At 62.2% G+C, this 21,087-nt stretch carries 12 protein-coding genes; 6 read left to right on the top strand and 6 right to left on the bottom strand.

Translation table 11 applies throughout. The features are described from left to right. The first annotated feature begins 125 nt into the window (after positions 1-125). Positions 126-593: a preQ(1) synthase gene (queF, locus tag HQ394_RS02185; RefSeq protein WP_190261829.1), complete on the top strand. Its 468-nt coding sequence runs from the start codon at positions 126-128 to the stop codon at positions 591-593. An 824-nt stretch (positions 594-1,417) separates the two neighbouring features. Here the strand turns inward: queF and HQ394_RS02180 are convergent. After that, entirely contained in the window at positions 1,418-2,623 is a 1,206-nt protein-coding gene (locus tag HQ394_RS02180) for a DUF1254 domain-containing protein (RefSeq protein WP_456151522.1), read from the bottom strand. 549 nt (positions 2,624-3,172) lie between these two features. On the opposite strand from HQ394_RS02180, the gene HQ394_RS02175 reads away from it, so the two are divergent. Then, positions 3,173-3,763, top strand: coding sequence for a hypothetical protein (locus tag HQ394_RS02175; RefSeq protein ID WP_190261827.1), 591 nt, complete (start codon positions 3,173-3,175; stop codon positions 3,761-3,763). A gap of 268 nt (positions 3,764-4,031) precedes the next feature. Continuing rightward, positions 4,032-5,060 (top strand): IS110 family RNA-guided transposase, encoded by a 1,029-nt coding sequence (locus tag HQ394_RS02170; protein ID WP_190261523.1) that lies wholly within the window; start codon positions 4,032-4,034, stop codon positions 5,058-5,060. Between the two features lie 483 nt (positions 5,061-5,543). Here HQ394_RS02170 and HQ394_RS02165 read toward each other — a convergent pair whose 3' ends face one another. From HQ394_RS02165 to argJ, 5 genes are all read right to left on the bottom strand, one after another. Beyond that, positions 5,544-6,416, bottom strand: coding sequence for an energy transducer TonB family protein (locus HQ394_RS02165; RefSeq protein WP_223291788.1), 873 nt, complete (start codon positions 6,414-6,416; stop codon positions 5,544-5,546). Positions 6,417-6,475: 59 nt separating this feature from the next. Continuing rightward, positions 6,476-8,701: a TonB-dependent receptor gene (locus tag HQ394_RS02160; RefSeq protein ID WP_190261825.1), complete on the bottom strand. Its 2,226-nt coding sequence runs from the start codon at positions 8,699-8,701 to the stop codon at positions 6,476-6,478. Between the two features lie 45 nt (positions 8,702-8,746). Next, complete coding sequence (locus tag HQ394_RS02155) at positions 8,747-9,157, bottom strand: DUF2946 family protein (RefSeq protein WP_190261824.1); 411 nt, start codon at positions 9,155-9,157, stop codon at positions 8,747-8,749. Positions 9,158-10,990: 1,833 nt separating this feature from the next. After that, positions 10,991-11,413, bottom strand: coding sequence for an 8-oxo-dGTP diphosphatase MutT (gene mutT / locus HQ394_RS02145; protein WP_223292009.1), 423 nt, complete (start codon positions 11,411-11,413; stop codon positions 10,991-10,993). Between the two features lie 36 nt (positions 11,414-11,449). Then, positions 11,450-12,679: a bifunctional glutamate N-acetyltransferase/amino-acid acetyltransferase ArgJ gene (argJ, locus tag HQ394_RS02140; protein ID WP_190261822.1), complete on the bottom strand. Its 1,230-nt coding sequence runs from the start codon at positions 12,677-12,679 to the stop codon at positions 11,450-11,452. Between the two features lie 258 nt (positions 12,680-12,937). Here argJ and secA point away from each other — a divergent pair, with 258 nt between their 5' ends. From secA to HQ394_RS02125, 3 genes are all read left to right on the top strand, one after another. Beyond that, complete coding sequence (gene secA, locus HQ394_RS02135) at positions 12,938-15,667, top strand: preprotein translocase subunit SecA (RefSeq protein ID WP_190261821.1); 2,730 nt, start codon at positions 12,938-12,940, stop codon at positions 15,665-15,667. 469 nt (positions 15,668-16,136) lie between these two features. Next, entirely contained in the window at positions 16,137-18,557 is a 2,421-nt protein-coding gene (locus tag HQ394_RS02130; RefSeq protein ID WP_456151521.1) for a putative bifunctional diguanylate cyclase/phosphodiesterase, read from the top strand. Between the two features lie 616 nt (positions 18,558-19,173). After that, entirely contained in the window at positions 19,174-20,814 is a 1,641-nt protein-coding gene (locus HQ394_RS02125) for an alpha-keto acid decarboxylase family protein (protein WP_190261819.1), read from the top strand. Positions 20,815-21,087 lie beyond the last annotated feature (273 nt).

The following is a 21,087-nucleotide window of genomic DNA, read 5'->3' as shown; positions in this document are numbered from 1 at the left end:
ACAATTGAGGGTGGTGGCGCCGGCGCAGCCGATTTTGCCCTCCCGTTCCGGGAGCGCCTTGACGAGTCGATGCGTTGAAGGCGAGGCTGCGGGCGGGATAGCAAACCAGGCGCGGAGAGGCAGCGGTGGCGACGGAGGCGAGCGAGAGGGGACTGACGCAACTTGGACAGCCGAGCGCGCTACCGGCATCGCCGGCGGCGGCGGTGCTGGAGACGGTGGCCAACCCGCATCCGGACGCGCTCTATCTTGTCCGCTTCAGCTGCCCCGAGTTCACGACCCTTTGCCCGGTGACCGGCCAGCCGGACTTCGCCCATCTGGTCATCGACTATGCGCCGGCGGCGCGGCTGGTGGAGAGCAAGTCGCTGAAACTTTACCTCGCCAGCTTCCGCACCCATGCCGGCTTTCACGAGGACTGCACACTGGCGGTGGCGAAACGGATCATCGTCGCGACGACGCCGCACTGGCTTAGGATCGGCGGCTACTGGTATCCCCGCGGCGGCATCCCCATCGATGTCTTCTGGCAGTCAGCGCCGCCGCCGGATGGACTGTGGCTCCCCGACCAGAGCGTGCCGAGCTATCGCGGCCGGGGCTGAGCCGCCTGGCCAAGAAGCCGGTAACTGAAGACATGTGGTTGTGCATGATCTTCAGCTTAATGGCAATATTGTTTATGGTTGCCTTTCAATATTGAAAAGAGGAGCGTTTGGATCGAAACAAAATTCAATTCTATGGTGGTATAATCAAAAGCCAATTTATTTAGATATTTTGATTTGAGAAGCAGTGATTGGTGGGTATTTGCATGGTTCTGGCCAAACACTTTCAATTATCTTTAATGCCAGTGCGAAGTCTGATTCGAAATCAAGAGACAGCGCCTCGATCAATCTTCGCGAGGCTATCGTCAGTTCTCTTTGACAGTCGGAACGATCTTTCACGCCTCGAATACCGGCAGCCAACCGGAAGATTGTTGCCGACGCAAGCCGTTTCAGCGCCGGACCAATGCCGTTCAGCGGCAAATTAAATTAGCCAACCCATTGAAATTTGCGGGAAAAAAGGCCAAAAACCGCCCAAAAGTGTCGTCATTTGTCGTCATTTTACGGTCGCCTCATCCTTTCCTTATCGCCCAGCCTTAAGAACAAATAGAGAATATAGCGCCGGCTATGATGCGGTCAAGGAATGCGGGTGCTGGAGAGCGGACGCGTTTTACGGCACCAGTGAAACTCAAACCGGACCCTTTGGCGTGCTGCCGGACCGCTCATCCGGCAGCCGTGCCTGGTCCGGTTTCGGGCGGACACTTGCGATCGGTTCCGCTTCTCGGATGCCGGAGACCGAGGCGACCGAGGCTAAACGGGCTCCTGCTGGACAGTCGCATGGATCACCCTCTCGCCGAACCGGTGCGCCTCGGCGCCGCGGCCGGTCCGCGTCAGCCCTGCTGCACACGCACGGGAGGTATCGTCCAACTTCCGTCGAGGATGGACGGCTTGTCCGGGCTCGGCCAGTAGAGCCGCATCATCAGAATGAACTTGCCGGACGGCGCCGGCAGCCAGTTGGACGTCATGTCGGCGGCGGGCGCATCCTTCTGCAGGAGAATGTCGACGGACCCGTCGGCATTTTGCTTCAGCGCTTGGCGCGGGCTGATCGAATAGCGATTGATCGGGTTCGCCACGAAGAAGTAGTTCTCGTCGTACATCGTGATCGACCAGAATCCCTTCGCCGGCGGCTGTGCGCCCTTCGGGAAACGAAGGACGTATTTGTTCTTTCCATCATAGGTGTTGCCGTCGGCGTCGGACCGCGAGATCGGGTAGACCGCGTCTTGCGGACGGTTGGCGCCGAGGCCGATCGCGGTGATGAGCGCGCGCTGAAGGTAGTCGGTGCCATAAAGGCCGGTCTTCAGCGTGTAAGCCCAGCCGTTCGCGTCCATCATATCGCCATCGCTGAAGCGGAAGTGCAGCATGATCCGGTCGAAGCCGACCTGCGGAACGCGGGTGGCGAAGTCGACGTTGAACTTGCTTCGGTCGAAATCCTGTCCCGGAACGATTCCGAGCCGTGCAAGCTTGTCGACCATCGGCTTGTCCTCGGCAGCCGGCGGATTGGTCTTCAGGAGTTCGGCGAGCAGCGTGAAGAAGGCGACCGCGTCCATGCGGTTGACCTGCTCGCGCACCGCCGTCTTCATGTCGATCTGCGGATCGACGGTTCCCGCCGGCGGTGTGTAGGGCTTGCCGTAAGCGCTGAGCGGACTGAGGCTGCAAGCATCCTGCAGCGCATGCACGGCGGCGTAGTCCTCGGGCGTCCCGGTGCAGTAGATGCGGCCGAGGATCCAGACGAGGTTGGTCGGCGATTTGTATTGCGTGACGTTCGCCGGCAGCGTGCCGCTCCAGCCGGGGCCGGTGATCGCATAGGTCTGTGTGCCGGTGCCGGTGGTGCGGGATCCGGGCACCTGGAAGACGTTGGTCCAGCCGTCGAGCATCGGAAACAGGAAGTAGCGATCCTTCATGTCGGGGAAACTGAACACCCACGGCTCCTTGCCGACATCGATCCAGGCGATCGTGTAGAGGGTGTCGGCGTTCGGGGCGGTCACGTCGCGGAACGATGCGTCGGGGTAGCTGCGCATCTTCACGATTTGCCCCATCGGGCCGCGCGTCGCCCCNGGAGTGGCGACGTTGGTCATCACCCGCCGGGTCATCTCCATCGTCACCAGCGGATATCCGTAGATGTAGGCCTCGACGGCCGGCCAGAAATCTTCGAGGCCTTCGATGCCCTCGACGATCGGCTTGTCCCAGGCGGCGCGCGCCGGACCGGCCGCGCCAGCCAGCAGCGCGAGGCTGCCGATCAGTGCGTCACGACGTGAAATAGGCATGCGTTCCCTCCCTCCTGATATCGAGCGAAACCATAGCGGTCTGCTCTAGCGCTCTCTCGTCTCCGCGAAATCGATACGAGCACCAGTCAGTTGCATAGCCCAGCGGCCGCTGAAAAGCCATTGTGAACGCAATGCAAAAACAAGCTCTTACGTCGATTCCTAGGATGCTGCTCCAAAGCCAGCCACGTACGTGTCGGGAACGCGACGTCACATTCACAACGCGCTGCAGGACGGGTCTTCAAGCTGTTGTGGTGCAGCGGGTGCAAGCCTGTACCATGGCCATTCCGTACCTCGCCGAGCAGTTGGCCGACCGCTCGGCAAATGATCGAAACTCTGCCTGAAGGGATGCTGTCCATGAAATCGGAAGTAGCCGAGCCGGCTCCGCAATGCGGCGGACACGAGCGTGCCCGCGCCGCCCGCCTGAAAGAGCGGGCCATTGAAGAATTCAAGCGCTTCGTCGTGCTGTTCCTCTATCTTTGGGTGTTGTTCGGCCTGTTTGCGTTGCATGAACGGATCGTCCTGCGAGAACAGGGCATTAACTTCACTGCGCAGGGCTTTGCATTGGTCAATGCGCTGGTGCTTGCGAAGGTCATGCTGGTGGCCGAGAGTCTCAACTTCAGCCGGTGGCTGAACAGACGGCCGCTGATCTATCCGATCCTGCATGATGCCTTTCTGTTCGCCGTGTTGTTTATCGCTTTTCATGTTATCGAGGACTTGGTGATCGGCCTCATCCATGACGAATCGGTTCGGGCCAGCATTCCGGTCATCGGCGGCGGGGGCGTGGTCGGGCTACTCTGTGTCGCGGTGATCCTCTTCGTCGCCCTGATCCCGTACTTTGCAGTTAAGTACTTAAACCTTGCGCTGGGACCGGGCCAGTTGAAGGCATTGCTGTTCGACGACAGCAAGCGGTAGCGCGAATGAATTACGGGACACCCTCTGCAGCAAGCGGAGCGTCCGCCGGAACGAACCTCAAACACCCGGCTATCCTTCCGCCGCGGCGGGCCGGCGTCCCCGGATTTCATCCGTACCACCGCCGCTCGCTTTGAGACGGATAGCAGACGACAGCAAGAAAACGGCTGAATCGCGACGCACCTGATGCTGTGGACGGCTCTCCACCCGGCATCGGAGTGCCATAGAGTGGTTATTGCTGAGGTAACCACGCTGAAAAGGAGAGCCGCCCGTGGGACAGGTTACGACGATTGGTCTTGATATCGCCAAGTCCGTATTTCAGGTCCATGGCGTCGACGCCGATGGACAGGTCGTCCTCCGCCAGCGCCTGACCCGCGCCCGCGTCTTGCCATTTTTCCGCAAACAGCCGGCATGCCGCGTCGGCATCGAGGCGTGCGCCACGGCGCACCACTGGGCGCGTGAACTCCTCACCCTTGGCCATGAAGTCCGGCTGATGCCGCCGGCCTACGTCAAACCCTACGTCAAGCGGCAGAAGAACGACGCCGCCGACGCCGAAGCGATCTGCGAGGCGGTCGGGCGGCCAACCATGCGCTTCGTCACACCGAAGACGGTCGAGCAGCAGAGCGTGATGATGCTGCATCGCGTCCGGCTGATGCTGACCCGCCAGCGCACCCAGGTCGGCAACGCGATCCGGGCGCACCTGGCCGAACTGGGCATCGTGGCGCCGGTCGGCCGCAAGGGGCTGGCGAGCCTGCTCGCGATCATCGCCGACGAGACCGACGCACGGCTGCCGGCGGCCATGCGCTGTTGCCTCGCAATGCTGGCCGAACAGCTGCAGCTTCTGAGTGTGCAGATCCAAGAGAACGACCGTGCCATCCGTGAAACGATCCGCACCAGCGAGGTCGCCCGCCGGCTGATGGCAATCCCCGGCGTCGGTCCGCTGCTCGCCAGTGCCCTGGTCGCCAGCATTGCCGATCCGGCCACGTTCAAGTCCGGCCGCAACCTCGCCGCCTGGATCGGCCTCGTTCCGAAGCAGAACTCGAGCGGCGGCAAGGAGCGATTGGGGAGCATCAGCAAGCAGGGCAACCGCTATCTGCGGCAGTTGCTGGTTGTCGGCGCGCTGGCCGTCATCCGCCAAGCCCAGCGATACGGCAGCAAGCGGGCCTGGCTGATCGGGCTGATGGGCCGGCGGGCCACCCGGGTCGCGGCGGTGGCCCTTGCCAACAAAACGGCGCGGATGGCCTGGGCGATCATGACCTCGGGTGAATCCTACCGCGAGCCGAAGGCGGCCACGGCCTGATCTTGGAAGTAAAGACGCGATCCACCGAGCAGGACAAGGAGATTGGCAAGGGCAATCAGGCAGGTGATGCGGACAACGGTCGACACCGTCGGGGCGGGAAAACCCATTTATCCCAGCGCACGTCTTTCGAGTGCGGGCTCTTGGTTGGGACTCGTCCCCGCGAAGAAGGCATCAGGGCCTGCGGCCATGTACGCGCCGCATCACAAGGCCGAACACATGGTCGCACCGACCAACGCCGCAGATCTCGCACGAAAATCCTTGCCAACGGAGAGCCGTCCACACATGGGATAGTGCGGCTCCAACCGTTGAAGCTCAGGGGTCAAGCTAAGACACTACCGAGTGCAACCATCATTGGCCGTGCGACAGAGAATGGCGGTGCGGTTTAATCCCGGTTTAGGCTTCGCTTTATCCATGCTTTGGTCTGCGTGTCGAGGCACAGAGGCTTGCCGTCAGAATGGCGTGCCGGCTCTCGCTTATGTGGCTTCAGCGAAACGTGAAGGGGAGGGTGAAGGTTAGCGGCTGCGTCCCGAGCGCCGCCGGCGGCGGTGGCAACGGGGCTGCCGCCTGAACGGCGAGCAATGCAAGGCGGTCCAACTCGGTGTTGCCGCTTGACCCAGCGATGCGCGCGCCGAGAAGCGTGCCATCACCAGTGACGGTGAAGGATATCTCGGCGCGGCCCGGAAGCCTGACGCCTCTCGGCTTGTGGGCGACGATCTGCGCCCGGACGGTGCGGCCATACGCCGCCAAGAGCTCTTCGCGCCCGGTCACTGCGCCCGCCATTGCGACCCCAGCGCGTCCTGAGGATGTCGGTGGCCCGGCTGCATCGACCGATCCGGCCGGATCATCGACAGCCGAAGCCGCTTCGCCGGCGTTGGTTGCGGCAGCGGTCCCGTCAGGTACGGACGCTGCTGGCTTGGCGTCCTTGCGCAGCGGAGTGGCGGCGGCGCGTGGCTTCAGCGGCTTCACCTGCCGTTGTGGTGCAGCGGCGGCCTTCACCAGCGTCGGCGGTCTCGCCTGCGGCGACGGCTGCGGTGCGGCTATCGTATCGTCGGCTGCCGACGATACGGCGACGGCACCGCTGCTTTCGGTCGCCGCCACGTCCGGCGAAGGCCCGGGAGCTGCCGATCCGCTTGCCGCCGCTTCACCGGCAACCGCGTCCGTCGGTGCGTCCATTATCAGTTCGATCGTCAACGCTGCCTCCGGCTCGCTCCCGGAGGTTGGCAGCGCGGCGCTCAAGGTGAGGCCGCAGATGCCGGCGTGCAAGATGGCGGAGGCGATGACGGCGCCGGTTAGCGACGAGCGGCGCAGGGCAGCGGACGGCCGGCGATAATCGCCGGCCGCGGAGACGAACTCCACCAACGGAGCGGCCGTTGGCTTACCCGTCGGCGTACCCTGGGGCGGTATGGTCGCTGCCGTCACCACTGCAGCGATAGCCCGGCGATGAACGTTCGGCCCGTGCCCCAGACCTGCTCGCGCTGGCCGCCGTTGAAGTCGAGCTCACTGACGGCGATGCCGCCCAGTGGCAGGTCATAGCCATTGTCGAAGATGTTATCGATGGCGAAGTAGATGCGCGCCGGACCGATGCCGTAGCTGGTCCGCAGGTTGAGCAGGGCATACTCGTCGGTGCGCAACTCGTTGCGGGTGTTGTCCACCTTCGACTTCTCGGCGGCGACGACGACTTCGATCGCTGACGCCCAGGCCCCCAGATCGTGAGAGAGCGTCAGTCGTGAGTTCAGCGGCATCTGCTGATAGGCGTTGGTGTTGGTGGTCAGGTCNCTCCCCCGCACCCAGCCGAGCGTGCCGCTGAAGGTGAACCGACCAACATCGCCGCTTTCCCAAATCTCGGTACTGGTGCCCAAATCGACGCCGTAGAACTGGGCATTGTGATTGGCAAACTGCAGCTGGACGAAGCCGGTCGGTTCGCCGGCCGAATTGGTGAAATCCTTGATCTTGTCGACGCCGATGTAGTTCTCGACGTACGAGTAATAGGGCGTGACCTTGACCTGCCACGGTGCTTCGCCGCCGCCATGCCAGTCGGCAGTAGCACTGACCGTGTGGGCCACTTCCGGCTTCAGGCCGATATCGCCGACGTAGCCGTTGCCGTCGCCGAACCAGCCGATCATCCGGCTCGACATGGAGCCGGTGCCCCAGGCGTAGCGCTCATAGAAGTTGGGCGAGCGGGTCTTGCGCGCGTAGCCGAGTTCGTAGGTCTGGTTCTCGTCGGCGGTGAAGCGGCCAAGCGCCGTCCAGTCGAAATTGACATCGGTGCGGGCGTGGCCGCGGGCATTGAACGCCGCCGCCGCCGCGGCATCCGGGTTCATCATCGACGGCATCGAGCTGTACGCCTGCACGTCGCCGGTGTTCATCCAAACCGTGTCGTTGCGGACGCCGAGGAGCGTGCTCCACTGCGGCGCCCACTGCGCCTCCCACTCGGCGAAGGTGCCAAGCCGGTTGCGCGTCCCGTCATTGATGCTGACGTACTCGTTCGGGCTCATCATCATGCTGCCGGAGACGGCCGGCCAGCGGTCGTTGAGAAAGTTGTAGTAGTACTCGCTGCCGACGTTGAGCGTATCGCGCTCATTGAGCGGGATTTTCGCCGCGAGCCGGTAGCCGGAGTTCCAGGCGTTGGTATCCATCGGCATGCCGCCGGTTTCGTTGCCGCCCTTGTCGTCGAGGAAGTTCATCGTGTGATCGATGGACTGGACGTAGGCGCGGCCGTTTAGTTGACCCCAGTCGAAGGTACGTTCGTAGGCGGCATTGCCGAGGTACGAGCGGTTCTCGGTCATGTCCATGTATTGGTTGGGGAACCCCTGGTAGGGGATGTATTGCTGGCCGAACTGGAATGTCGCCAGATCGTTGTCACCGCGGACGGCGCCGGTGAGCTGTTGGTTATAGGCGCGGAATTCGGTCGAGTGCAGCGTGCCGTTGTTGCCGCCGCCGCTGTAGTTGCCAGCGGTGTTGAATGAACCGTTGTAGTTCATGCTGTAGGCGTCGTTGGCGACGGTGGTGTCGACCGCGGCGGTATAATTGTCGTTGTTGCTGCGGTAATAGCCCTGCGTCTCGCCGGTGAAGCGATAGGTCTCGCCGGGATCGGCGAACAGCGGTGGCGACGAATTGACGATCACCGTGCCGGCGATGCTGTCGCCGCCTTTGCTCACCGGGGTGATCCCGGCGATGGCGGTGAAGTCGCCGACGCTTGTCGGCGTGAGATAGGACAGCGGCGGGTTCATGTGGTTGGAACACGCCGACGCGATCGGCATCCCGTTGACCAGGGTGTTAACCCGGTCGTCGGCGAGACCGTTGAGCACCGGCAATCCGGAAACACCGCCGGTCTGATAGGCGCTGCCACCCGGGATCGACCACATCATCTGCGCCGTATCGCTGGACTTCGTCCGCCATTCGCTCATCTGCGGCGCGGTGAGCGTCGTGCTGGTCAATGGTGCGGTGATCAGCGGCGTCTGCTCCGGCGATTCCACCTCGATCGAGGGTAGGGAGACCGCGACTGCATCGCTGTCAGCGGCAACGGCCGTTTCGGGATCGGCCTCGGCCGGCTGCTGGGCAACGGCGGGGAGCTCGAAAAGGGTAAGCACGGCAACGTTGAGCGCCGCGCAGACGGCGCGGCGATGAAACGGGGATGACATCGGACATGACTTTCCTGTCAGGAGCGAATGTGACGGCGCAAACCGTCAGAGGCTTCGGGGCTCGGTTTCGCTATCTGACAGGAGAGGAGGAGCGCGACACGGCGGTGGCCGCGCGGCAATACGCAGCACCGGCGCGTCGCGATGGAACGCAGGGGCGACGGTGCCGATCGCCTGTGAGGGCAAGGGCAAGGCGACAACCGTCACCAGCAATGAGAAGCCATGTGCTGCGACGCACAGCGGACAGTCGATCGCCGCCGTCTGCGCCGGCTTTATCGGTCCCTTGGAATCGAAGTGAATCCACTTCAGGCCGGCAGCGGTGCAGATGGGAATCAGCGTCAGCTCGGATGCCGCAGCCGGCGAGGGCATCGGTATCGCCGCCAGCAGCAGCCGGAGGATTAACACCCCGACGGCGAGCCCGCTGATCGCGCCCTGAACCTTCCGGCGTCTCGCGCTCATCGTGGAGCGTTCGTGCAGGCTAGAAATCCCAGATACGTGTAAACCACGGCTTCTTTTCTTATGGAAACGTCAGTTTAGTTCTTTCTACGCCCTGATAGCATGAAACTTTCTCGCTTGGTTAGTTCTTTTCCGGAGACCACGTTCCTGCTGCGGCTTGGCTCTCGCCCATGGTGGGGGCGATGCCGTTTTCAGTGGTTCGGATGCCGTTGATCGGCGGGTTAAATTGCCTAACCATTTGAAATTCATCGGCACAGTTCAAGAGTGACTTGAAAGTGTCGTCATTTGTCGTCCTGTTCCGGTTTGCTGGCGCCTTTCTTGCTGCTTCCGCACAAGAACAAACAGCGAACATACGCCAGCCATCACGGTGTGGTCAACCCCAACTCGTCGTCCCCAACCGCGCCGCCGGCGCATGTTCGCCTAACGTCACCGGTTGGCACTCATCGACAGAAAGCGAAATCCCATTCGCTACCGTTCGGAGGTCGCTCTTGTCTGCGTTCGCTATGCCGCGCATTGTGACGGTGAGCGACCTGGATCGTCGGCGATTGACTCCCGTAGCACCGGTGCATCTACCGCGTGCGGCGGGTTGCGCTTCGCTTCAAACCCGCCTTACAAAATTACCCAGGCTACGCAGGCTATTCCATATCATGACTATTTTGTGTAACATTAACAGGAATATCTACGGGGAGGGATACTTTAAAAATGGCTAAAATTATGGTCGGCGGAGGATTCAACGAACGCATAGAGGCAGTGCAGGCGGAGCAAGCCGCTGCTTTGGGAAGAAGCGCTAAAACTACATCGGATAACGAAGCGAAGTGTGCCTCGCGTACAAGACTACTGGCGGCAGCTCTGGGATCAGAAATTGTCGGGCAAGGACATACATTATATACGGGTGCTCTAACGCATCTAGACAGGATTGTCGCGGAATCCGCAGCAACAAAAGCTCGCAGTATTAAACGGAATCCGAACGAGTGTGTGGTAACTTACACTTGCCCTGGATCGTCCCCATCTCATTCTATCGGTACGATTAGAGGATCTGCAGCCGAAAGCTGGGACAGGATAGGTCGAAAACTAAGAATACCTGAGCCTGTTGGTCAGAGCGATGTGCTAATTTTACTTGGTGGATGGGAAGGAACCCATGTTGCCGCTAACTGGGCTCGCCTAGCGAATAAACCGTTGTTGCCAATTGCAGGTTTTGGTTTAGCGGCTCAGGAGATCTACCATCAAGAACTTGATAGTTTTAACAACGCGTATTGTGACAGGGTGTCTCGTAATGATTATGAAGTACTAAATCAGTATTTTGAGGAATTTAACGAGGACGTTGCTGCGAGTTATGCGGCCGATATAGTTTCTCTTGCGGAAAGAATTATATCTCCAAGTACCGTATTTATAATAATGTCGTTTGCAAAAAGTATTGAATACAATGAGATATATAAGTCTTTTGTTGATGCCGCAAAACAATTTAAGTTAAATGCATATCGAATTGACCGTATAGAAGATAGATCATTTAGCAATATTGTTCCAGAGATCTATGATGGAATAANNAGATCTGCTTTTGTCATAGCAGATATAACAGAGCCGAAGCCAAATGTGTTTTATGAGCTTGGCTATGCTAGGGGCATTGCCAAGGATATTATAACAACATGCAAAGATAAAACAAATATTCCGTTTGATATTTTTGATGTTCCTGTACTTTATTGGAATGATAGCGCGGATGATTTAAGAACTAAACTTATTAATCGCATAAAGCCAATTGCTGAACGATTAGGTAGGAGCAATAGCACTGCGCGTTAGTCGGCGCATGACTAATTTGCCTTCTTAACGTTCTTGGATTGCTCACAGCCAATCTCGCAGCATCGCGACGAGCGGAATGTCGGCGGGNGGCATGGGGTAGTGGCGCATGTCGAGCGGGCGGACCCACTTCAGCGGCTGGCCTTCNGAGGGGGTCGGGGTGCCGCGCCAGACGCGGCAGAGATAGAGTGGCATGAGTAAGTGAAACGTCGGGTAGGTGTGACTGGCGAAGGTGAAGGGGGCGAGGCAGCTCTCGGTGATGTCGATGCCGATCTCTTCCTTCAGTTCGCGCACCAGTGCCGCCTCCGGCGTCTCGCCGTCCTTGACTTTGCCGCCGGGGAATTCCCACAGCCCGGCCAGCGACTTGCCCGCCGGTCGCTGCGCCAGCAGCACCCGGCCATCAAGATCGACCAAGGCTGCAGCGACCACGAGGAGGCGCGGCAGTCCCGATGGCGCGCGGGTGGCGATGCCGAGGCAGCCGCGCGCCGCCGGGGGACTGACGATTCAGGAGCGGTAGTCGGCATTGATGTCGATGTAACCGTGGGTCAGATCGCCGGTCCAGACGGTGGCGCTGCCGTCGCTGACGCCCACGTCGATCTCGATGGCGATCTCCCGCCCGCGCATGTGTTCGGCCACCGGCGTCTCGTCGTAGTCGGGCAGGGGGCCGCCGTCCTCGGTGATCAGGACGCCGCCGATGCGGATCGCCAAGCGGTCGCGGTCGATCCATTCGCCGGCGCGGCCGACGGCGGCGACGATCCGCCCCCAGTTGGCATCGGAGCCGGCGATCGCCGTCTTCACCAGCGGCGAATTGGCGACGGTGAGGCCGATGTGGCGGGCCGAGTCGGCGTCCTGAGCACCGGTGATGGTGATACTGACGAACTTGCTCACCCCTTCACCGTCGCGGACCACCTGCTGTGCCAGATCGAGGCACACCGCATCGACGCCAGCGCGGAAGGCGGCCAGTTTCGGGTCGGCGGGATCGTCGAAGGAGCGCGGGCCGGCGCTGCCGGTGGCAAACATCAGCACCGTATCATTGGTGGAGGTATCGCCGTCGACGGTGATGCAGTTGAAACTGCGGGCGGTCGCCGCGGCGAGAATGGTCTGCAGCGCCGGTGCGGTGATCGATGCATCGGTGAATATGAATGCCAGCATCGTCGCCATGTCGGGGGCGATCATCCCCGATCCCTTGGCGATGCCGGCGATCGCCACCGGCGTACCTTCGATCTCGACGCGGCAGCCGGCGCCCTTGGCAAAGGTATCGGTGGTGGCGATGGTGCGCGCCGCGGCCTGCCAATCGGCTTCGCCCAACCGTAGGTGCAGGTCGGGCAGGGCGGCGGTCAGGCGGTCCACCGGCAGCGGCTCACCAATGACGCCGGTGGAGGCGACCAGCACCTGCGACGGACGACAATTGAACAGGTGCGTTGTCGCACTGACCGTCGTTTCCACCACCACCGGGCCATCGGTGCCGGTGAACGCATTGGCATTGCCGGCGTTGACCACCAGCGCCCGCGCCTGGCCCTGGCCGATGGCGTCACGACACCACTGCACCGGCGCCGCCGCCGTTTGCGAGCGGGTGAACACGCCGGCGACGCTCGTCCCGCGATCGAACTCGGCCAACAGCAGGTCGTTGCGATCACGATAGCGAATCCCGGCGGCGGCCACGGCGAGACGCACGCCGCCGACGACAGGCAGATCGGGAAAGTGCGCAGGCGCGAAGGGCGAGACTTTGGTCATGACTGACACCGCGATGGGAGGGTATAACTCGAGGAAACGCCGCCATGATGCACACCCGTATCCGGCGGACAAGGGGACATGGCGCACTGCCATCATTGTGGCGACCGCCACGCAGTTGCCCGCTTGCATCCAGTAGAGCCTAGGCGGAGTGTTACCGGCACTTGCATTGACAGGGGTTGGGCGGCTCTTTATCTCAGCGGGCACGGGTGGTGCGAGGATGTCGCCGCCGTTTTCGCCCGGCAATCTGAGGAATCACGGATGTTCGGAGCCATCGCCAAGCGGTTATTCGGGACCGCCAACGAGCGCTTTCTGAAGACGCTTAATCGATCGGTCGAGGCGATCAATGCTCTCGAACCGGGTCTCACGTCTCTCAGCGATGCCGACTTGATTGCCCGCACCGACATGTTGCGCGGGCGGCTGGAGGCGGGCGAGCAGCTCGATGCGATCCTCGCCGACGCCTTTGCCACTGTACGCGAGGCGGCGAGGCGGGTGTTGGGACAGCGCCACTTCGACGTGCAGCTGAAGGGCGGGATCGTCCTCCACCAGGGCAAGATCGCCGAAATGAAGACCGGCGAAGGCAAGACGCTCGTGGCAACGCTGCCGGTCTATCTGAATGCTCTCGCCGGCAAGGGTGTGCACGTCATTACCGTCAATGACTATCTGGCACAGCGTGACGCGGACTGGATGGGGGCGATCTATCGCTTTCTCGGCCTGAGCGTTGGCTGCATCGTGCACGGTCTGGGCGATGACCAGCGGCGCGCCGCCTACGCCTGCGACGTGACCTACGGCACCAATAATGAGTTCGGCTTCGATTATCTCCGCGACAACATGAAGTTCCGCCTACCGGACATGGTCCAGCGGGCCTTCAACTACGCGATCGTCGATGAGGTGGATTCGATCCTGATCGACGAGGCGAGAACGCCTTTGATCATCTCCGGGCCGGCGGAAGATTCCTCCGAACTCTACATTCGCATCAACCGCTTGATTCCGCACCTTGCCGACGAAGATTTCGAGAAAGATGAAAAGGCGCGCGCCGTCTCGTTGACCGAGAGCGGCAACGAGCGGATGGAAGAGTTGCTGCGCGAGGAAGGCCTGCTGGTCGCCGGCGACATGTACGACATTGCCAACGTATCGCTGGTGCATCACGGCGGTCAGGCACTGCGGGCGCACAAGCTGTTTACGCGCGACGTGGATTACATCGTCAAGGACGACAAGATCATCATCATTGACGAGTTTACCGGCCGGATGATGGAAGGTCGCCGCTATTCCGACGGCCTGCATCAGGCGCTGGAGGCGAAGGAGGGTGTGACCGTCCAGCAGGAAAATCAAACCCTGGCCTCGATCACCTTCCAGAATTACTTCCGCCTCTATCCCAAGCTTGCCGGCATGACCGGTACGGCGATGACCGAGTCGGAGGAGTTCAGCGAGATTTACAATCTCGATGTTGTCGATATTCCGACCAATGTTCCGGTCCGCCGCGAAGATTTCGACGATGAGGTTTACCGCACCGCCAGCGAAAAGAACGACGCCATCGTTGCCCAGATCGAGGATTGTCAGCAGCGTGGCCAGCCGGTGCTCGTCGGCACCGTCTCGATCGAAAAGTCCGAGCACCTGTCGGCGCTGCTGAAGAAGCACAAGATTCGTCACAACGTGCTCAACGCCCGCTATCATGACCGCGAGGCGCAGATCGTCGCACAGGCCGGCGGCAGCAGCACCGTGACGATCGCCACCAACATGGCGGGCCGTGGCACCGACATTCAGCTCGGCGGCAACGCCGATATGCGCATACGCCACGAGCTCAGCGACGCTGATGACGACGCCGGCCGCGCCCGCATTCGCGCCGAGGTTGCCGCTGACCGAGAGACGGTGCTGGCCGCGGGCGGTTTGATGATTATCGGCACCGAACGGCACGAGAGCCGGCGGATCGACAATCAGCTTCGCGGCCGGTCTGGCCGGCAAGGCGATCCTGGCGCATCGAAATTCTACCTCTCCCTTGAAGACGACCTGATGCGCATCTTCGGCTCCAACCGCATTGACGGCATGCTGCAGCGGCTGGGATTGCAGGCGGGCGAAGCAATCACCCATCCCTGGGTGAACAAAGCGCTGGAGAAGGCGCAGCAGAAGGTCGAGGCGCGCAACTTCGATATCCGCAAGAACCTGCTCAAGTTCGACGACGTGATGAACGACCAGCGCAAGGTGGTCTACGAGCAGCGGCGCGAGCTGATGCAGGTTGAAGATGTTTCCCAGACGGTTACCGAGATGCGCCACAGCGTCATCGAGGCGCTGGTGCAGCGGCATATTCCGCCCAATGCCTACGCCGAAAAGTGGAACGTCGAGGGGCTGCACACCGAGGTCATGCGCATTTTCGCCCTCGATCTGCCGCTTGCTGACTGGGCGAAGGAAGAAGGCATCGCCGATGCGGAGATCCGCGACCGCCTCACCGACCTCGCCGACCGGATGATGGCAGAGAAGGCGGCCAATTACGGCGTCGACATCATGCGGATGATCGAGAAAAGTCTGCTGTTGCAGTTGCTCGATCAGGTGTGGAAAGAGCACCTGCTGACGCTCGACCACTTGCGCCAGGGCATTCATCTGCGCTCCTACGGTCAGCGTGACCCGCTGAATGAATACAAGCGGGAAGCGTTCAATCTGTTCGAAGCGTTGCTTGAACGATTGCGCGAACGGGTGACGCAGGTGCTCGCGCACGTGGAATTGCGCCAGGAGCAGCCGCTGGAGGAGGCACTGCCGCCGCAAACTCTGCCGTCGCACATGGTGGAATCCCGTCAAGACCCGGCCTTCGCCGGACAGTCGGAGGAGGGCGATTTCGAGGCCGGATCGGTGATGACGGCGAGTCCGGTGCGATCCCGCCAGACGACCGTCAGCGTCAACCCTGCCGATCCAAGCACCTGGGGGCGTGTTGCCCGCAATGCAGCGTGTCCTTGTGGGTCGGGCAAGAAGTTCAAACATTGCCACGGCCAGTTGGGCTGACGTCGGCACTCCGGAAGCGCCGAGGCCAACCGAGGCCAACGGATACGACTTTCGGCTCGCCTCACGGTGCAAGATGGACTTTTCTTTTGTCCTCGTACGGGTGAAGATGCTGTCTAGAACGGATGCTGACAGCCGACCCGTATGGGTCCCAGAGCCTGTGGTGCGTCCAAGGCTGAAGCGGCGGGGGGTACTGGGCCGCGACGCCTGATAGACCAGGGATGCGCAATCAGGGCAGGGACGAGGCGCACGTCGCAATGAGCAAGGCGGACGAAAACCAGCCCACGCCTGCTCCGCAGGCGTATCAGGGGCCGCGAGCGAACGTGACCTGGCGCTGAGGCAGGCGTTGCTGGTAACAGCGTTTGCCTCCTGGCCGGTGGTGCTGGCAGCCAATGTGATCAATGCCTCGCTGGTTGCCGCGGTGTTCGTCAATGACGTGCCGCAACCGCTGTTGCTTGCCTGGTACTTGTCGATGCTGGCGATGGTCGCGGTCCGTCTCGTGCTGTGGCGGCAATTTCAGCGGCGGACGGATGGGGGCGAAGGCCGGCGGTGGCGCCGGGTCGCGGTTATCGGTTCAGCCACGAGCGGCCTGCTGTGGGGCGCCGCCGGCGCCATGTTCTGCTTGCAGGCGGGCGAACCAGGGCAGATGGTCATGGGCTTCGTGCTCGGCGGCATGGGGGCAGGAACGGTTGCCTCGCTGACGCCGGTGATGCCCGCCTTTTATGCCTATCTGCTGCCGTCGATCCTGCCGTTTACCACCAGTCTGCTGGCGGTCGGCAATCCGCCACAGCTGGTCATGGCGGCGGCGTGCGCTGTCTACCTTGTCGGCATCGTTCTGCTTGGCCAACGGACGAATCGCTGGCTGGTCCAGTCGCTGGCGCTGCGATCGGAGAATTCCGAACTGGTTCGCTCGCTGGAGGCGCGTGTCGGGCAACGGACCGTGCAGCTGGAAGCGATCAATGCGCGGCTGTTTCGCGACATTGCGGTCCGCAGGCGCGCTGAGGCAGCACTGGAGCAATACGCCAAACGTCAGTNNGCGGCAATCGCTGCCTTCGGTCAAAAGGCCCTGTCCGGCATCGATCTCGATACCCTCTTTCTTGAGGCGCTGGCGCTGGTGCGCAAGGGGCTGAGCGTGCCGCGGGCGGCGATCCTCGATCACCCCTCTGACGGGCGCGGCTTTACGGTTCGCCTCGCTTTGGATGGTGCCGATGCATCGAGCAGCGGTGACCAACTGCCCGAGGGCTATGATTCGCCCGCAGGATACGCGCTGATGACGCGTCGGCCGGTGATTAGCCCCGATCTGGCGCAAGAGACCCGGTTCAATGTGCCGCCCGCACTCCTCGACGGTGGCGTGGCAAGCGTCGTTGATGTGGTGATTCTCGGCGGCAAGCGGCCCTTGGGGGTGTTGGAGGCTTCCGACCAGCGAATTCGCAACTTTGCCCTCGCCGACGTCTCCTACCTTGAGTCGATTGCCAACATGCTGGCGGCGGCGATCGACCGCAAGACGACAGAGCATGATATTCAGCAACTCGCGCTCAGGGACCCGCTGACGGGGCTGCCGAACCGGGCGCTGTTTCGTGACCAGCTGATGCAGGCAGTGGCGCGGACGCAGCGATCTGGCGAGACGCTGGCGGTTCTCCTGCTCGACTTGGACCGGTTCAAGGACGTCAACGACTCACTCGGCCATTCCGCCGGCGATCGCCTTCTCATCGACGTTGCCTGCCGGCTCCGTGCCTGTGTCCGGCAGTCGGAGCCACCGGCGCGCCTCGGCGGCGATGAATTCGCCATCATTCTCGCCGACCTGAAAGATCAGGAAGCAGCGACCGTCGCCGCCTCGGTGGCGCAGAAAATCACCGATCGCCTCACCGAGGCGTTTCTTCTCGACGGCCAGGACATCCACATCGGCGTAACGATCGGCATCACCCTCAGTCCGGGCGATGGCCAGATGGTGGATGAACTGATGCGCAATGCCGATCTGGCTCTCTATCGCGCCAAGATCGATCACCGTGGCAGTTACCGGTTCTACTCCGTCGAAATGTCCGCCCGCGTCGAGCTGCGCAAGGCGGTGGAAGCGGACCTGCGGCATGCCCTCATCCGTCAGGAGTTCGAGCTGCATTATCAGCCGCAGATCGACCTGGCTGATCGCCGTATTGTCTGCGCTGAGGCGCTGCTGCGCTGGCGGCATCCCGGCCGCGGCCTGCTCCTTCCGGCCGAGTTTCTCGACGTTGCCGAGTCGGGCGGCCTCCTCGGCCGCCTCGGCGGTTGGGTTCTTGAACACGCCTGCGGTGACGCCATCGCCTATCAGCGTCTACTGCAACCACCCTTCTCCGTCGCCATCAACGTGTCGCCCAATGAATTCCGCGGCGACGAACTGGTTCGAACCCTGGAGCAGGTCGCACAGCGGTTGAGCTGCGATTTCGGCTGGCTGGAGGTAGAGGTCACCGAGCAGATGTTTTTGCCGTCCGAGTTGACTTCCTCCAGCCTGCAGAGCCTGGCGCGGTTGCGTGATCTCGGGGTCAGTGTATCAATCGACGACTTCGGGACCGGGTATTCCAACCTCGCCAGCCTGCACGCGCTGCCGGTGGATCGCTTGAAGATCGACAGCACCTTCATCGCCAATCTGGGGCACGATCGCGAGGCAGAGGCGATCGTCCGGGCTATCATCGCCCTGGCGCACAATCTTGGCCTCGGCGTTGTCGCCGAAGGCGTCGAAACGGCGGCTCAGCTTGAATTTCTCCGCGCCGAGGGGTGCGATCGGGCGCAGGGGTTCAGATTCAGCCCACCGCGACCGTTTGCGGACTTCATCCGCTTTTTGCGTGACTACACCGCCGGCGAGAGCGGGGCTGACCACCTCGCCGGCGGTGATGCAGCCTTGTCCAACATCAGCCGATGAATGCGGCCGCCTTGGCTGCGCCGACGGGGCTGGCGTTGCAGGATTGTCGCTTCTGCAGCGTGCAGACTGTCCTCCATCTCTGCTAACATGCCCGCCACCAGTGCCGGGGCGTCTTCCTCGGGGTGCAGCGGCCCGCATGACGGGTCGGCTGATCCCGGGCAGGCACCGGGCGCGAATGCGGACGTGGCGAAACCGGTAGACGCAGCAGACTTGATTTGGAGTGCCCGCGGGGAAACCCGCGGTGCAGAACCGCTCAAACTCGGGGAACGCTAACGGGCAACCCAGGCCAATCCCGAGCCAAGCCTTCTGAGGGTGGGGACGAGGGTGCCTCGCCTGCAGGGGGACGGTGTAGAGACTAGACGGGCGGCGCCTGCGGCCTGTCGACACTGCCTCGCGGCGCTGTCGGCCGGCCATGGCGAAGGGATAGTCCAGACCACGAACGCCAGGGAGACGGTTGTTTGGCGGCGGCGAAAGCCGAAGTGGTACGAAAATCTGCTTCTCGCAAGGGAGTGGGGGTTCGAGTCCCCCGTCCGCACCATTGCGAACAGGACTGGCTACGAACAAAACTGGAGCACCGGCGCAAGGCCTTCAAGCCGCACATGCAAAGGAGGAACTGATGGACGAGACCGTCATCCAGTATGTCCTGCGCCGGCTGCGCGAGATCGGCTGTTCCGACGTGTTCGGCGTGCCCGGGGACTTCGCCTTTCCGGTGAACGACGCCATCTGTGCCGACCCGCAACTGCGCTGGATCGGCTGCTGCAATGAGTTGAACGCCGCCTATGCTGCCGAAGGCTATGCCCGCATCCGCGGTGTTGGTGCTGTCTGCACGACCTATGGCGTCGGTGAACTGGCCGCTCTCGCCGGCATTGCCGGCGCCTATGCGGAACGGCTGCCGGTTTTTCATCTCGTTGGAATGCCGCGCATGGCGGTCCAGCGGGCGCGCGCCATCGTCCATCACACGCTCGGCGACGGCGAATATAGCTTGTTTCACCGCATGAGCGAGCCAGTGGTCTGCGCCCATGCGATGCTAACGCCGCAGAACGCGGTCTACGAGACGGAGCGGCTCATCGCCGAGGCCCTCTATCACCGGCGGCCCGTCTATATGTCCTTTCCTGCCGATCTGGCGCGCCAGCAGGTGGTGGGCCAGGGGGCGCCGCTGTTGCGGCCGCGCAGCGACGCGACCGCCCTCGCCGAGGCCACGCAGGCGATCGTCGAGGCGCTCGCCGCGGCGGAGACGGCCTGCCTGCTGCCGGGGCTGCTGGTGGCTCGCGCCGGTCTGAGTGGCCGCCTGCAGGCCCTGGTCGACGCATCCGGCCTACCCTTTGCCACCATGTTCCACGACAAGACCGTGCTCGACGAACAGCAGCCGGCCTATGCCGGGATGTATGACGGCGCGCTGATGAACGACGATGTGCGGGAACTGGTTGAAGGTAGCGACCGCCTGCTTACGGTGGGCACGCTGATGACCGACTTCAACACGGGCGCCTTCACGGCGCGGCTTGATCCGGCGCGGACCATTGCGATCGACCAGCACAACGTCAGCCTCGACGGCCATGTCTTTTCCAGCGTCGAGATGGGCGACCTGCTCGCCGCGTTGGCGGTGGCGCTGCCGCACCGCGGGTGGAGCCGGCTCAACGTCCGATCTCTCGGCCCGGTGACCGGCACCGGCGACGATCCGATTACCGCCGAAGCTCTTTATCCCCGCTGGGCGCAATTCCTGCGGCCGCAGGACATGCTCGTTGCCGAGACCGGGACCGCATCGATGGGTCTTGCCTTCGCGCACATGCCAGCCGGTGCCAATTTTTACAATCAGGCCCTGTGGGGCGCCATCGGCTGGGCGACCCCGGCGGCGTTCGGCACCGCCGTGGCGGCGCCGGATCGTCGCGTCATCCTCATCACCGGCGATGGCTCGCATCAGTGTACGGTACAGGAACTGGGACAATTTGCCCGGCTCGGCCTGAAGCCGGTCGTCTTCGTGCTCAACAACGACGGCTATCTGATCGAGCGGCTGCTCTGCAAGGACCCGGCCGCCGCCTATAACGACATCGCCCGCTGGCGCTACGCCGAACTGCCGCACACCTTCGGCTGCGACGACTGGGTTGCACGCCGCGTCACCACATGCGGCGAACTCGACGCGGCGCTCGATGCCGCCGGCAATGGCGGAACCGGGGCCTACATCGAAGTGGTGACCGATGCCTATGCCGCCTCGCCGCTGTCGTTGCAACTCAGTGCGAAGCTGAAAAACGCCGCAGCGTAGGGTCCGATTCGGGATCAGCGGCCCAGCCGTAGCGATCCGTTCACGGCGACGTTTGGCGATACGCGATGCGTTTGGTGCTATGAGCCGTAGGCCAGCGCGCGAGCCGGCCCGAGGGGACTGGCGTCAGCGTGAGCGCAGTTCCTGACACCACCTTACGCACGATGATGGCCACATTGTCATAATTGTTCGATTGTCGAGGCGTGAGCCGTATGGTTTAATATCTATTAGGAAGTTCGCGGTTGCAGCTAGATTCGTTAATCATATAGGCATTTA

Source organism: Defluviicoccus vanus, assembly GCF_014672695.1.
Taxonomy (GTDB): domain Bacteria; phylum Pseudomonadota; class Alphaproteobacteria; order Rhodospirillales; family Defluviicoccaceae; genus Defluviicoccus; species Defluviicoccus vanus.
The sequence above is the reverse complement of the archived record's forward strand: the minus strand, read 5'-3'. Positions and strand labels throughout refer to the sequence as shown.